The organism is Agrobacterium sp. LY4, from assembly GCF_001526585.1.
Taxonomy (GTDB): Bacteria; Pseudomonadota; Alphaproteobacteria; order Rhizobiales; family Rhizobiaceae; genus Agrobacterium; species Agrobacterium leguminum.
This window is the reverse complement of the sequence record NZ_ASYA01000029.1, coordinates 1-13,788: the sequence shown is the minus strand read 5'-3', so window position 1 is coordinate 13,788 and position 13,788 is coordinate 1. Positions and strand designations below refer to the sequence as shown.

Here is a 13,788-nt window from a genome sequence, read left to right as displayed (position 1 = left end):
CAGCCGGATGAAACTTCAGTGGCAGGTCAGCCTTCATCGTCTTCCGTTCCTTTCCCAGCCAGGAAAATACACCGGAAAACTCTAACCAAAACGGTCCAGTTTGAAGAGTTCAGATCACAAGTTCAGATCAATACGGTGTCAATATTCAACGCCGATTGACACACAGAAGACGGTTGGGGTTTTCGTTTGGCATATTTCACGGCAATTGGCTGAACTGAAACAACGTCCGCCCTGAATGGGACACCATTTGTTTTCGGATTACCCGCGCCTGCTGTCTAAGCAAGTTATCAAAATTATCAGCATCATAGTCTGGAAAGATGTCCTCTCTCAGCGCCAGCATCTTCTGAACTGTTGGATCTGATTTTGGAACAAATTCGACTACACCTGTGGGCGCAATGGACAGCAGCCATTCGATAAATGATACCAAAGGGACATTATGCGCGATCGCAAGATGGTGTTCAAATGCTAGAGCCAAAACTCCATCTGCACGGAAGCGCTGACTAAAGCTGCTCCGTTCTTGATTCATCCAGCCCTGATTGGGTGACGGGTTGCGGGCGTCGAGAAATAGTGGCGTGAAACTGAGTTTCTTCTTCAGTGCCGTATGATAGGCCTGATCAATCGCTTGAACATCGAAATCAAACCCAATCACGCTTCGGGCGCCCGCTGCTAACGCCCGTTCAGAATATTCTCCGGTGTTGCAGCCTAGATCGATAACCGAAAGTGGCTGCGAATCCGCGACATATGCCGAGACAAATTGATGTTTCGCTTCGCGTTCAGCATCGTTGTACGTATTGGTGAGGGAGTAATCCGCCCATACGGTCTTCCGCTTATCTCCGGGAACAAGCGATGAAATCCACTTTCGTAGTTGTCGAAGCATCCCAACAAAGGCCTGTTTTGGCAACTTTTTTCCGGCGATGGAAATCTTCGTCGCATCACCAGATGTTCCTGACTGAAAGCGATTTTGCAGTACAACGTTAGTCAGCGTGTTCCAAGAAAGCTTCCTGCGCGTCGGAAGTATCGCTGCCATATCCGCCACTGACACACCCTCCATCGAGCCCCGGTACCATGCGTTATGGGGACGGCCGACATAAGCACGGAGAAGCAAGGGGTTGAGGAATTGCTCGCAGAACTGGCGATGCGCACTCCAAAATTCTCCATCGCGGTAGGGGCGGATAGAGAGATGGTCAATAAAGACGGGAGTAACACCGCGAAATTGCACATTGTATGCTGTCGCGTCCGTCAATGTGAAGTCACGTTGCAGAAGATAGAGATGCAGATCGATATGAAACACCGCCGCTGCCTTCAGCAACTCGAACGACCATTCATAGGGATATGTGATCCACTGCAGACGCTCGATCTCCAGCGTATATCTGTCGGTGCCACCACCTGGACACTCCTTGAGAATAGGGACCAGCCATCCCTTCTCTGACAAGTCTTGAAACATCTGCGCATCGCGCGCGGCCTCGTAGCCGCTGGCGCCGAATTCAGTTACTGTACGGTATAAACGTCCGTTGAGCTCGAAAACATGCCCGGCTGGATCCCGAAATGATCCAGGAACTTGTGAGCCCTCACCAATGAAAACATCGACCATTTGATTATCTGTGGTCTTCTGTCTGGTCAGGCTTCTTTCCCGTAAAAAACGATTTCACCCGTTGAAGATATATCGATCCCGTAGCGAGCGCGACAGCTGCGCCTCCGAGTATTGCCTGCAATACAATACTCCCGGTACCCGGATCCAAATAGGCATAGGCGTTGCTGGTGAGTGACATCAAGAAAAGACAGATGATGCTAGGAAACGTTACAATTTTCATGGAATAATCCTCTCTGTGTTGATCATGCAGGAGTTTACTGCGCGGCGCTGCAGGTGTCTGTCACCAAACTGTCACACAATCACTACGAAGGTGATTACCCAGAGATCAATCTACAGCCGCAAGTGAATTGGAGGATTTCCCCTAGTTTGTCAGAGAAATCGAGCGGATGCCAACACCGAGTTTTCGGGCATCGATCGACAACCCCAAATCAGAAGGAGACTTGGGGTTTGATGGGCGAAACTCCAAGCCCACAATCGACTCGCCTGCTTCAACTGGCACCGACAGATCGCGATCATTCTCCTCAGGAGTAAAACGCACCTCGGTGAGATACTTACCGTTTTTGTAAATCGATACGATCTGCTCCGGCAGCGCCACGGGCAAGACGAACCCGGTCATCGAGACGTTCAGTGCTGATGGCCTCTCCTCCCGCGCAATACGGATCGCGACATACGAACTTTGAGAAGTTGACCAGACACCCCAAGGTTCGGGCTCTCCCCATCCAGTTGCGACACAAGGACAGTCGGCACTTCCAATGTTGCCAATATCGTCTCCGCGCCGAAACTCGCGTGCATCTGACCAAGAAGTCTGCAAAAACATATTGCCGGAAACGGTGTATCTCTTCAGTTTAGGTATAGCCTCGAGATACCAGAAGTCGTGCTCCCATTTGTAATCATTATAAATGCGCGTTCGTGGAGTTAGCTCGCTTCCCAGGGCAACACCGTCGTTGACGATGCAGTCACCAGTAATATCACATATCGAACGAGCCAAATCGCCAATATGTGCGTCTCTGGTGTCAATATTAATCTCACCTTTGGCATTCCAGGGCTTGACCGCCAGCGTAGGATTTGCGGCACCGACCAAAAGAGCGAATGGCGTGTCCGGCATCCGGGGACTCGGAATGCTGTAATTGCTTCCGTGGTCTGCCATGATAGCAACAACCGTATTGTCGTAGACGCCTATCGATTTCATCTGGCCGAGAAGGCGGCCGAAATTCCGCAACGCACAGTGCGCCTGGCTTTCTATAGACTCGCGAGTAGCCGGCTGTTCGCGGGCCAAATATACGCATGCGTCGTCAATGACGTAGGGCGGATGTGTGTTGAAGAGATGAATGAATTTGACGGTTGGTTTAGACGATGAGACTGCAACGCTCGAGGCCATTTCACGTAGCAATTCGTTTCCTTCAATGGCGCGATGGACAAATTCCTCGCTGAATAAGTACATCTGCGCCAACCAAGCGCCTTCATTGTATATCGCTTGCTTCAAAGCGAGAGGGGCAACGCGGAAAATTGAAAGATCAAAGACACGGGCGGCCTCCATACGAAGAGCGGTAGGGTCCCCACCAAGTATAGCTTTGGCAGTCTCACACCTTACATCTCGGGGACAGACGCTCGTGATTGGGTTGATAAGAAGGCTTTCATATCCCCGGTCCACAAGCCTCGAGAGAAACGACTGCTCCCCGACGGCATGCTGAAAGAAATCTGCAAGCTTCGTTCCCGGCTCAAACGTCAGGCCAGAATGTATAGTGGGCATTGAAAGATAAGTTGTAGGAGCGGCGCCGACCGTGTTCGGGTACAAAGTGAACCCATCAAATTGGTCTCGCAACTCCTTATCATTTTGGAGCACAGCTTCAAACACATCCGACTGGAGCGTGTCGAGCAGAACGACGAGAATATTTTTCTCGCGATTGAGAGCCCCAAGGCTTTGTAAGTCTTTGCCGTGGATGCTGACATATGAGTGGGAGATCGAGAATGCTTGCCAGCCCATTTGCAGGACGAACACGAAGAATATAATCGTCATTACTCTAGGACGTTTCCAAGCCACAAAATACACGAGTGATGCAAGAATGATTGATACCGCTGCATCTATCATCGCGTGGGAGGGGCGGATTTCGACAGTCCATCCCGCAGCGTCCAAATCTCCAAAATTGACGGTCTGAAAGGTCCCATGTGCCCAACCATACGCGGCGCAGACGGCTAGCAAGCAAGACCAGATTTTCGCCAGCCCGCGCGGGAATATAAAAAATGGCAGCGCTATTGCAACCAGTGAAACAAGCGCCGGCAACGAGAACTCAATAAGGATGTTTGCGAATGGGTAACTGAACTCGCGTTCGTTCGGGCCATAAATCAGAGTCGGCATTCCAACGAAAAGAACGACGACAAAAAGCAACGCGGACGATAAATTGAGATATCTATATTCTTTCATGAGCAGTGCCTCCAACGCATTTTCACGCGTTAGCTACGCCACCTCCTTTATGCAACCCCTAAAATTGCTGTCAGCGTCGGCAACCCCGTTTTCAACGGGAGGTCTACCGGCTTTCAATTTCCAACATCCGAGTGTCAGTTCCGAGGTGAATGTCGGTCAGCCGGCTAAGGTTGTGCCAGACGACCTTATTCCTGATAGCGGGTTTGATGCTCTTGCAAGGGACCACTCAAACGAGCGAATTTGATGAGATAGAAGTTTAGCGATCCTGGTGCCGCCTGCCTATTGCCTCTGTCGCTGACCATTTGATCGAGGATTTCAATTTCCTTTTCGCTGAGAGCCGCAACTGATGGTGTTTCGGGCCTAGTGCGCGCGAGTATTGTCAACCAACGTACTCTCCAGCTCACGGAAGACCTCAATCTTTCAGCGCATCGCGTACCATTTGTTTTTTTGACTGCGTCCTCGCGGTTATTCACCTCAAGATCGGTCAGTAGCTTCCACTCGAGGCGCTTGCGGCCGCCGTAGAGTCGGGCTCCACCGCGTGGATAACGATCAGGTCCAACGCAGGATGGGTACCCTTGAGTTTATCGGTTCCAGACCGTGACGGCTGCCCCCCAAGGGAGCCCATCCAATGTCACCGCAAGGCTCGAATTCAGCGATACTTTACAAACTGCGTAGTGGCGCGGCCGCTCCTGTTTGTCACGGCTACCGTTGATCCTCTTCATAAAGCCAACGGCAAGCGGATACGACGCTAATGGGTGAACTCGGTTGTGTCCTGCAGCACCAAGCTGGGACCTTTGGAGGCATCGTACCGCTGAATGGTCGTGGCAACATGACCGTAGAGGATATCGCCTTCCTCAACATTGGGGTTGGAGAAAACCGATAAGCTGCTTTTGTATTGACCCAGTCCTGGCAAGACGAAAGGAAGGAAACCACCTATATACTATCCGAGTTGTCATAAAATTTCTGTGCAACGTCGGCCGACGTGAGCATCCTTGAAAGACACCCCGGTCTATTCCTGCTTGCTCCAATGGCCGTCAACATCAGCCATCATATCGGTGTCGAGCCGACATAAAGCACCGCCTTAAAAGAATCAGGCGCTCAACCCAGAAGCAAAATTTCGGCAAAGATTATCCGTAAACGTGTCAGCTACTTATGGGTGATTGCAAGGTTTAGCGGGGAATACCTCCAATCAGATCACCTCGGCATTATTTTTACGCCTGGGCGACACCACTCATTGACTATTCCGTTCGTTCAACCGGTAATGCGATATCATTGCCAGGGGGGCGATCAGATGTTTAAAGAGCTTGCAATGCTTATTCCATCAGTAAAGAGAATGCGTGACGACTTGGAACGACGGGTGGAAGAGGCGAAAAAGAACGCCTCAAGCCCGTTTTTCCATTATACCAGCATATTCGACGCTATCGATGTCATGAACCGATATGCAGCCGCCAAGCTAACCCCCTCTGAGGGGCACCTCACGAATTTCCTTGGCGTAAGGATAGCTCCCGATTTCTTTCCCGGCATTCTTGATGGAAAAGCAGGGCAGATCGAGACCATCCCCATCCCAGCAAACTGGCACGCGGATATTGCTGAATGGGCAGCAGCCCTCCGCGCCGTGGATATAGCAGGTAATAAATTCCGCATTATCGAACTCGGGTGCGGATGGGGGTGCTGGCTCAATAACACTGGCGTTGCTGCGAGAAGCACCGGTCGTGAAGTTGAGATGATTGGCGTCGAAGGCGATACTGGCCACGTAGAATTTGCAAATCGCGCGATGGCAGATAATGGATTTTCCAACCAGGAGTTTCGGATCATTCATGGAATCGCAGCTCCTCAAGACGGATACGCGTTATTTCCCGTGGTTAAGAACGCTGGAGCCACGTGGGGTTCAGAACCGGTTATCAACGCCACACCAGAACAGAGAGCCGAAGCTGTTCAGGCGGGCGGATATATCGAGCTCCCAGCCTATTCTCTTTCAAGCCTCGCAAACGATGAACCAGTCGACCTCCTTCACATTGATATCCAAGGGGGGGAAGCCGATTTCGTCGCTTCAGCACTTTCTGACCTTAATAAACTGGTTCGATACATAGTCATCGGGACCCATTCTCGCCAAATTGAGGGCAGAATACTGGAGACCCTCCTAGCTGCCGGATGGCAACTTGAAATGGAAAGGCCGGCAATCGTGGGGATAGTAGATGGCAGGCCAGCCATCCAAGTGGATGGCGTGCAAGGTTGGCGAAACCCAAACCTAACGCTGCCGTAGACGCATCACAAACACCCTTCCCGCGCTGACAGAGAGATCGCATAGCCAGTGCTTTATCCTAATTACAAACTCGATGACTGCCCTGGCCGCCATGAAGAGTTTCTTGGTATTCCGCGCGGCCACTGTTGGCAGACGACGAGAGTAAACAACGGCGGAGAAACCAATCAATTGCTACCGCCACATTGGTGAGCATGTTCGTATCTTTGCAGTTTGCCGTCGAAATATTTTCTTACGTTCGATCATCCGGCCCAAGAACGATTGCCCGAAAGCACTTGGCCGCCCCCTTATTTTAAGGCAGTGCACTCGCACGCTCATAAATTCCGCCGCAAAAGATAATCAGTCATCATAAAGTAAAACGGCGTGTGGTCGATTTTCTCTATCTCCAAGGCATTGGCTACATCATCAGCATATTCTGCCCACGTCTTCACGTGGCGCCTAGAGGCCTCAGCGGTCAATTCCTCAAGCTGATCGGGAGACGTCGCCAGTTCAATGATTGCGTCGGTAATGCGATCCTGAGCCGTCATATCAACCATAACCGTGCCGCCGCCAGGTGCAATCTCGCCAATAGACGAGCCGTTATGGCAAATGCACGGAAGGCCTCGCCACAAGCTCTCCAGCACCGGCAACCCGAACCCTTCCAACCATGACCCGAAGACCGTAGCGTCGGCGTCGGAAAGAATATCGTTCATCTCTTCATCGCCGACGGACTCTCTTAGAGTTATCGCTCCGTTCGACTTCGCCATCAGATTGTCGACAAGGACATGCAGTTCAGGATAGGCATCGCGTATCGTCCGACCGATTATCGTCAGCCGAATGTCAACCCCGGTCTGTTCACGAGCATCCAGCACGGCCCTAATCACGGCGACATGATTTTTACGCGGCTCGATTGACCCAACCGACACGAGATTGAATGTTTCCGATTCTTTCTTACTCTTCGCTGATCGCGGTATGCCGGGAAGCTCGCCTGCAAGGTAAACGGTCTTTACCTCCGGAATGTGGTGACCGTTATGCCCCAGCCACCAAACCATGTCACTTTCCGATTCTTTTGAGATCGGGAGAACCAAATCTGCTTCTGCGAACATTCGCCAGTACTCCGCAAAAAGCTCGAGGTGCTTGGCGTGAAGGTCGGTAGCCGTCTTAAGCGGGATAAGGTCATAGAAAATGGCTGCCGTCTTCATTCCTTGATCATTCGCCCAGCGAACCGGGTTCGATCCGGGCACAACCATGGGGACAATCACCTCTGGAACGATCATCCATTCGCCCTTGAGATTCATGGGCAGGCGATCCGGCAAAGAAATATTTGGTCCCGAATAGGCCGCAAAAATCTCCGCTTCTTTCCCGCTGATAATGGAAACACCGTTCTTTCTGGCATTCCACTTGATCGGGATTATCTCGGTACCGCGCTTCTGCAGTTCAGCAGCGAGGCAACGGGTGACTCGCTGGATGCCGGTGTTGAATGGCTGGGTAACCGTCAGTCCGCACCAATAGAAAACACGGTTCATCGGCAACTTCCTCAAAATTGAAATTCGAGGCACCTTTGCCGATGAACGCAGAATACACAAGCCCCGACTATGACGCCGTGAACACGATATTGTCGGCGACAATCCTGGTGGAGGAATACGACGGCGACACAGAGGTTGAGAAACCGACGACACCATTTCCGAGCAAGTCGTTGCACCCACTCCCGAGTTCGCGATCCAAGGCGTAAAATTCTATAGACGTTGACCGCGTTTACTGTCTTTGGCGAAGCTGGTGCTCCGCACTTCCAATCAGCGCAATGACGATCTCAGACAATCCATCCTATTGGGCAACGGCAGTAAAGCCCTGAAGGTCAGCAGTATGCCCCTCCATTCGATCAAGCAACTCGCAATATAATCTCGCATTTAAGAACAAAATAGAAACATATAAGATAAATCAAATATTCCAAACACAGAGATTAAAATAATGATCCAACCTATCTAGCCTACGAATTCACCAGAAAGTCCTAAAATATTGAGCAAGTCACTACATACCTCCTCCCAATTGCGCATTTTCGCAGTGGAGATACTATTTTCCAACTCCTGGAGGCGCTGAGGATCCCTGATAAGGCGACGACAAGCAGCAGCAATACTCTCAATCGAGGCCGCATCACAATATTCGACATACTCGCCACCAACCTCCGGCAGCGAGCTATTATTGGCCACCACTGCCGTTTTCCCATAGGAAAGCGCCTCTCCGACGGGCAGTCCCCAACCCTCGTAAAGACTTGCCATAATCGAGAATTTGCAGTTCCTGTATAGGAACGCCAACTCAGCGTCGCTGGGCGCTTCAACTACCTGAATCCAACCATCGAGATTACCCGAACCTTTCAGGAAATTTTCGAACGCCTCAATGTGCCAGCCCTTTCTACCAGCAAACACAAGCCGTGGAAGGTCGTAGTTCCCTTCTTGAAGCAAGCGTTGCCAACTCTGAGCGATGCGCCATACATTTTTCCGTGCCTCAATTGTTCCGGCACATAGCACATAGGGAACAGTCGCCACATTACGTACATCGTCAGAAATTTCGGCCACTTCATACAGCCACGGATACGCGTCCTTGTTCACTCGTGTGGACATAGGCCCCAGGGCTGTGGGAGAGATTTTTTTATCTATTCCCTGCTGCACCAAGGACAAGACTTCGACCTCGCGTTCGAAACCGTACTTAGTCAAAAAATCCTGTAGATCCTTTTTCGTAGCATTACTGATACAGAGGTACTTCGACGTGTAGTCGACGCTGTTTGCCAGCCATTTATGAAAGATGAGAGGCATCATCCCATGGGTCGTCTGCGGCAGCAAAATGGGAATCAGGTCATAAACAAGCGTATAGCATATTACGCCTTTTTCCTTGGCGGCTGAAAATGTTCTTTCATGTAAAGGCAACCACGAACTATCGAGATTGACCAAGGCATCTCCAGGACGACACATGGCCAGAAAGCTCTTTCTTACCGTGTCTCTCCGAGCCTTTCCATCCTTGGGAAAGCGCATTTCCAGCCAACGCTCAGGTGTTATGTTGTATCTGAGAAACGAGCTCTTCGAACTGAGGAATGCCAGGATATCCAGTTTCGTTCGATGGAAGTAATATTTCGCAGCGCTCGACTTATATTTTGAAATTACATCAATATCTGCCGCGCTCTTTGATTTCCCGATATTCAAAGCACCTCGAAGCGCTCGTGGATCATCGAAATTAGCGACGTCAAAATCGTCGAAAGATACGCAGACGTATTTTTTTCCCACGCCTTCGTGAAAGCACAAATAAAACTCCGCGTCCGTCGCCCTGTTTCCAAGCTCCGTTATTATGTTTACGAGAACTCGTTGAATTCCGGAGTATCGATCTATTTTCGAAACATACGACACAAGGCTGGATATATCGAAAAATACGCGCATTATTTCACTGCCACTAGACATAACGTCCCCAAAATCATCTTGGAATCAAAGTAAAATTGCCCATATAGCAAAATCACTTCTTTGTCGCTTGGTGCTTTCCATGGAGGAAATTTAAGGCCCCCTCTTTCAGGCAAGTAAAGAGCATAAGACCAACTCGCCTGAAAGCTTTACAGCCTGCAGGGCATAAATGGCAACGCGCAAACCTCAAAATTCAATGAGACTAGCGGTGACTGCAGGGCAACACCGGTTCTTTTTTCGATTAACGCAGCCAATCCAAGACCATGTATTGGAGCGCATATCAATCCAATCTATCTCGTGACTGGCCTGAGTTTAGTCACTCGCTCGCCAATAATCCAAAACCGAACGTAACGTTGTTTCCCAGGGAATTTGCGGCGACCATTGGAGAAGATGACCAGCTTTGGCCGAACTCCCTGCCACATAGCTCACTTCACTCGCTCGCATTCGAGCAGGATCTTCCAAGACTTGAATCTTAACCTGGGACATTGCCAGCAGACTGTCTAGAATATCTCCAATTCGGCGTGCGGTTCCGGAGGATAGATTTAAGATCACGCCGTCCCTAAATCTCTCTGGAGGCAGAAGGGCCGCCGCCACATAAGCCGAGACTATATCTCTGACGTCCGTAAAATCACGCTGCGCTTCAAGATTCCCAACCTTGATGATCGGTGGTTGCAAACCTTTTTCAATCCGCGCGATCTGCGCCGCGAAACCCGACACTACGAAGTTTTCCGCCTGCCCCGGCCCGGTATGGTTAAATGGTCGAAATCGAACAGCATTCAGCCCGTTTTTCGACATCTGGCCAATGAAGAGATCTGCCGCCGCTTTTGACGTTGCATAGACATTTGTCGGAGCAAGTAACGTTTCCTCGTCCAAAGGCCTTGTCGCACCGATGAAGCTGCTCCCATAAACCTCGGACGACCCGATATTTATGAACACGGCGTCAGGACAAAATTTGCGAACACTACATGCCAGCGCAATCGTTCCGTTAAGATTGACGGCAAATGTCTGTTTCGGAGAAGCAGAGGCTTCCAATACATGAGAGACCGCAGCCAAATGTATAACCACGGTCGGTCGCCAGGTCTCTATAACGTGTGCGACGGCCTCTTCGTCTTCAATGTCCAGCGCAATTGAGACCTCAGTTCCTTGCGACTGAGCGGTAACGTCATTTCCACCTCCCTTGAAGGTGGAAATTATCTGAGCGGCCGGCGGGAGGACTTTTTGTAATTCCTCCCGCAGCCAACGTCCAACAAATCCATTCGCGCCCGTTATCAAGATACGGGGATTAGAGACAGAATTTTGCTGCGCCATATTCACTTCGAAAGCCGACTGATATCCGCATCAACCATTTCACAAATCATTTCTTCAAGCGTGATTGTGGCTTCCCAACCAAGCTTTTCTTTTGCTTTCTTGGGGTTACCAAGAAGTACGTCAACCTCAGCCGGGCGGAACAGCTCCGGATCGATTACGAGATAATCATCAACATTCAGCCCAACGTGCCCGAAAGCGATCTTGCACATATCTCGAACGGTAACCGTGCGCCCTGTTGCAACGACATAGTCATCCGGGATTTCCTGCTGCAACATCAGCCACATTGCACGGACATAGTCCTTGGAGTGACCCCAGTCACGCTTCGCATCAATGTTGCCGAGACGTAGCTCGTCGCGAAGCCCCAACTTAATTCTGGCCACACCGTCTGTAACCTTGCGGGTTACGAATTCGATCCCACGCAGCGGCGATTCATGATTGAACAGAATACCACTGGAGGCGTGCAAACCGAAACTCTCACGATAGTTTACCGTCATCCAGTGCGCGTAAAGCTTCGCAACAGCATAAGGGGAACGCGGATAAAACGGCGTCGTCTCGTTCTGCATCGCCTCCTGAATGAGGCCATACATCTCAGAAGAGGAAGCCTGATAAAAACGCGCACCCGGCGCCTCAAGTCTCGTCGCCTCCAACATGTTTGCGCAACCGATGCCGGTCACCTGCCCTGTCAGCAGCGGCTGGTTCCAGGAAGACTTCACAAATGACTGCGCACCCAGATTGTATATTTCGTCGGGCTGCACTTCACGCATAATCCGAATTATACTGGAGAGATCTGTAAGATTTCCATCAATAAAACGAACATGCCTGTCGATATTCAGCCACTTCAGCCTAGTATCATTGACATCTGCGGTACTGGAGCGGCGCACCAAGCCGTATACTTCATAACCCTTCTCCAGCAAAAACTGCGAAAGATAGGCTCCATCCTGGCCAGTTAATCCGGTTACCAACGCCTTTTTCATATTCCACCTGTAATCTAATCAACCCAGATCTTCTGGTCATCCTGCGTTACATGCCAGCACGAATTCCAAAAAATGCGCAGACAGCAACCTCTTCTATGATATTTGTCGGTATTTACCGAGTCCTTTTCTCTGAACGCACAGATATCCGTTGCCAACGCGATATCCGAAACGCTTCAAGTCGCTAAGAGCGTATTTTTCACTCCTGAAAGTATTTCAGATGCGACATTGTGCCATGTCCGCATAGAGGGCCTCCGTTCAGCGATCTCGAGACGCAGAGCTCCGTACTCTGCGTGATTCCCCAACAACTCGCCCAAAACATCCGCCAACTCATCCGGCTTTTCCGGGTCGAAATAGCGCGCCAGGTCGCCCCCCGCCTCTCTCAGCGCCGGAACGTCCGCCGCCAGTGCAGGTGTTCCGCACCATAATGCCTCGCTTATGGGCAAGCCCCATCCTTCCATCCGACTGGGGAGAACAAGCGCAAATGCACGCTTATACAATTCCGCCAGTTCGGCCTGGTTCGGGTTGAGTACGAAATGAAATTTTGTGGACAGGGGCAGAAATCGCTTATTCTTTAGAAATTTCTCCACGCGTTTACGTCTCGCACCAGCCAAAACGAGATTAGGGACATCCATTCCCCTCTCGTGAAGGGACATCATGGCCTCAACTACGCATTCCAGATTTTTCCTGCCGTTATAGATTCCCACGCATAAGATGTACCGTCCGGACGGCCCGCGCTTCTCTATAGGCTCTGAGGTCGGACGCAACTCGTTGCAAAGCGGCACGGCAATGACCTTTGATACAGGCGGCAACACGCCTTTCTCCGAAAAATGCAAAACCTCACGAGCTGTGAATTCCGAATTCGTGAGAATGAGTGACGATGCTTTGATCACCACCTGATTGTCGTGCAGAAAATTCTTCGGGAAAGAGAATTGATTCCTGTGTGTGAAATCATGCAACGGGATCATGTCGTGCAGAAGTGGGACAAAGATCACGTTTGTTCCACGCGCTTCAAGGGCGGCCAGATAGTCGGACATAATCTTCGGCCTGCCCAGGGAGATCAGTACATGACCGGAGAGATCGACTTCCTTAGCCGAACCATCCGGAACCGTAGCCCATCGCCGCCGGTTTCTGAAATCGACGACCTTTCGAATTGCCCAATAAACGGAAGATTTGACGGGGTTATTGTTGAAGAGGCTTTGGCGCAGCCGAAGCGGGGTAGCCGAAGGAGGAAGATTATGGTCCAGCACGCCGGTCGGCGATGCGTCTCCAACCCTCGGGAAAACTTCAAAAAACCGACCATGATACGGAGAATATATGACGTATCGGACTCTGGAATCCAATTTTGTCAGTTCGTAAGCGACCTCCATCACAGTTCTGGAGATACCATAATATTTAAATTTTACGCCTGAATTTAAAAAAAGCTCGGAAAGATCGAAAAAAACTTCAGTCATCTTACAGACATATCCTCATGCCCCACCAAGTGGCAGTTGACGCCGATGCAGCGTTACCAAATCACCCACATCGGGGACACGCCCCGCTTTAAACCCTTAACTTTTGGCGCGGGCGGAGAGATGTGGGCGGCTTATACAGGTGGTTCTGAACCCTTGTCAAATGCGCTCATCACCCGTGAAAACTTCGGCAGTCATCGGTTCATCAAGCAAAAATTGGGTTGTTTCTATTCACTGTGGAAAGCTCTATCCGGCATTTGAAGCGTCGCCTCGCGTTCGATATCACGAAAGTTAGGGGGCGATAGAAAGTTGAGAGGTTTCATTTTGAACACATACGCTCGAAAGATCACGCCGGTTCTTCTT

At 50.6% G+C, this 13,788-nt stretch carries 9 protein-coding genes; 2 read left to right on the top strand and 7 right to left on the bottom strand.

Annotated elements, in window-relative coordinates; genetic code table 11:
- Nucleotides 1-196 precede the first annotated feature (196 nt).
- Together L904_RS20180 and L904_RS20175 are read right to left on the bottom strand one after the other, a co-directional pair.
- A complete protein-coding gene (locus L904_RS20180) occupies nt 197-1,591 on the bottom strand; it encodes a class I SAM-dependent methyltransferase (protein ID WP_020811456.1) in 1,395 nt (464 codons plus the stop codon).
- Nucleotides 1,592-1,952: 361 nt separating this feature from the next.
- Nucleotides 1,953-4,013, bottom strand: coding sequence for a sulfatase-like hydrolase/transferase (locus tag L904_RS20175; RefSeq protein ID WP_155246291.1), 2,061 nt, complete (start codon nt 4,011-4,013; stop codon nt 1,953-1,955).
- Nucleotides 4,014-5,304: 1,291 nt separating this feature from the next.
- Here L904_RS20175 and L904_RS20170 point away from each other — a divergent pair.
- Entirely contained in the window at nt 5,305-6,276 is a 972-nt protein-coding gene (locus L904_RS20170; protein WP_020811458.1) for an FkbM family methyltransferase, read from the top strand.
- 311 nt (nt 6,277-6,587) lie between these two features.
- Here L904_RS20170 and L904_RS20165 read toward each other — a convergent pair whose 3' ends face one another.
- The 5 genes from L904_RS20165 to L904_RS20145 form a co-directional block, all read right to left on the bottom strand.
- On the bottom strand, nt 6,588-7,778 hold the full coding sequence (locus L904_RS20165) for a glycosyltransferase (protein ID WP_020811459.1): 1,191 nt from the start codon (nt 7,776-7,778) through the stop codon (nt 6,588-6,590).
- A gap of 456 nt (nt 7,779-8,234) precedes the next feature.
- The gene (locus L904_RS20160) at nt 8,235-9,545 is read right to left on the bottom strand and encodes a glycosyltransferase family 1 protein (protein ID WP_162144090.1); all 1,311 of its coding nucleotides are present in this window, start codon (nt 9,543-9,545) and stop codon (nt 8,235-8,237) included.
- A gap of 462 nt (nt 9,546-10,007) precedes the next feature.
- Entirely contained in the window at nt 10,008-11,003 is a 996-nt protein-coding gene (locus L904_RS20155) for a GDP-mannose 4,6-dehydratase (RefSeq protein ID WP_031234119.1), read from the bottom strand.
- 2 nt (nt 11,004-11,005) lie between these two features.
- On the bottom strand, nt 11,006-11,977 hold the full coding sequence (gmd, locus tag L904_RS20150; RefSeq protein ID WP_020811463.1) for a GDP-mannose 4,6-dehydratase: 972 nt from the start codon (nt 11,975-11,977) through the stop codon (nt 11,006-11,008).
- Nucleotides 11,978-12,150: 173 nt separating this feature from the next.
- Complete coding sequence (locus L904_RS20145) at nt 12,151-13,428, bottom strand: glycosyltransferase family 1 protein (RefSeq protein ID WP_020811464.1); 1,278 nt, start codon at nt 13,426-13,428, stop codon at nt 12,151-12,153.
- A 45-nt stretch (nt 13,429-13,473) separates the two neighbouring features.
- Here L904_RS20145 and L904_RS27910 point away from each other — a divergent pair, with 45 nt between their 5' ends.
- A complete protein-coding gene (locus L904_RS27910) occupies nt 13,474-13,686 on the top strand; it encodes a hypothetical protein (RefSeq protein WP_155246293.1) in 213 nt (70 codons plus the stop codon).
- Nucleotides 13,687-13,788 lie beyond the last annotated feature (102 nt).

Bases quoted from the DNA above. Each gene is read 5' to 3' on its own strand.
- L904_RS20165 (WP_020811459.1), bottom strand. From the start codon at position 7,778: ATGAACCGTGTTTTCTATTGGTGCGGACTGACGGTTACCCAGCCATTC.
- L904_RS20175 (WP_155246291.1), bottom strand. From the start codon at position 4,013: ATGAAAGAATATAGATATCTCAATTTATCGTCCGCGTTGCTTTTTGTC.
- L904_RS27910 (WP_155246293.1), top strand. From the start codon at position 13,474: ATGCAGCGTTACCAAATCACCCACATCGGGGACACGCCCCGCTTTAAA.
- L904_RS20155 (WP_031234119.1), bottom strand. From the start codon at position 11,003: ATGGCGCAGCAAAATTCTGTCTCTAATCCCCGTATCTTGATAACGGGC.
- L904_RS20170 (WP_020811458.1), top strand. From the start codon at position 5,305: ATGTTTAAAGAGCTTGCAATGCTTATTCCATCAGTAAAGAGAATGCGT.
- L904_RS20180 (WP_020811456.1), bottom strand. From the start codon at position 1,591: ATGGTCGATGTTTTCATTGGTGAGGGCTCACAAGTTCCTGGATCATTT.
- gmd (WP_020811463.1), bottom strand. From the start codon at position 11,977: ATGAAAAAGGCGTTGGTAACCGGATTAACTGGCCAGGATGGAGCCTAT.
- L904_RS20145 (WP_020811464.1), bottom strand. From the start codon at position 13,428: ATGACTGAAGTTTTTTTCGATCTTTCCGAGCTTTTTTTAAATTCAGGC.